We start from the raw sequence: 1,181 nt of genomic DNA, 5'->3' as shown, positions 1-1,181 counted from the left end.
ATCAACGTCACCTCGCATGCCGAACTGCTGCCGATCTCGGAAGACCTGCCGGTCATCGGCTCGTTGGCCGTCACCAGCTTCGCCGCCGGCATCGCCGGTGCGTCGGGCGGCTTTGCCGTCGGCGGCTCGTCCAGCGTCAACGTGATCTTCATGGAGACGCACGCGTCGGTGAACGACAACTCCGACCTCGAAGCCGGAACCGGCATCAAGATCGAGGCGACGGACCTGCTGACCGTGGTCAGCGGGGCGGGCGGCATCGGCCTCACGCTGAACGGCAATGCCGGCGTCGGCATCGGCCTGGACGTGCAGGTGATCACGCGCAACACCAGCGCCTGGATGGGTGGTGGCGCGGATCTGGATACGACTGCCGGCAACATCATCATCAATGCCGACTCCTTCGACGACATCACCTCGATCGCGGCGACGTTCGGCGGCAGCGCCGGCGGCTCGGCCGGCGTCGCGGCATCGGTCGGCGTGCTTTACCTCGACACATCGACCCAGGCCTTCGTCGAGGCCGGCAGCACGCTGAACAAATCGCATCTGGGCGCCGGCGGAGATGTCTCCGTGACGGCGACCGGCGACGCGGACGTGTTCCTGCTGGCTGGCGCGGCGGCGTTCGGCCAAAGCGCCGGCATCGGTATTTCCGGAACGGTGTTTGTCCATCTCGACGATGTAAAGGCGGAGCTCTATGGCGACGCCGACGTGGTCACCGGTGGCGCAAACGGCCTCTCCGTATCGGCGATTTCCACCGATGACGTGCTGATCATCGCAGCCGCCGGCGCTGCTTCCGCGCAGGCGGCGGTCGCCGGTTCGGTCGCTGTGACGGTGCTGACCGAGACAACGACGGCTCGCATCGGTGCAAACAGCAAGGTTTCCGGCCAGACGCTCGCCAATGATCCCGGCGTTTCGGTCTTTGCAAGCGACGAAACCGATATCCTGACAATCGCGGGCTCGCTCGCGGTTTCCGCCGGCAGTGCCGGCGTCGGCGCCGGCGTCAATGTGTCGACGCTGACAAAGACGACGACTGCATCGATCGAAGCGGGCGCCGACATCGACGTCGACGGCAATGTGACGGTCGAAGCAACCGGCAACGAGGACATAGGTTCGTTCTCCGTGGCCGCGGGCGCGTCGAGCGGCGCTGGCGTCACGCTGACGGCTGACGTCTTCGTGCTGAATCTGAA

The 1,181-nt window shown here is 66.0% G+C and carries 1 protein-coding gene; it reads left to right on the top strand.

Annotated elements, in window-relative coordinates; translation table 11 throughout:
• Positions 1 to 1,181, top strand: a 1,181-nt coding sequence (locus EN906_RS34710) for a hypothetical protein (RefSeq protein WP_164777637.1), incomplete at both ends; no start/stop codon positions are given.

The sequence above is a fragment of the Mesorhizobium sp. M7A.F.Ca.CA.004.06.1.1 genome (assembly GCF_003999135.1).
Lineage (GTDB): Bacteria > Pseudomonadota > Alphaproteobacteria > Rhizobiales > Rhizobiaceae > Mesorhizobium.
Note: the sequence above shows the minus strand (reverse complement) of the source record. Positions and strands in the feature narration are given on the sequence as shown.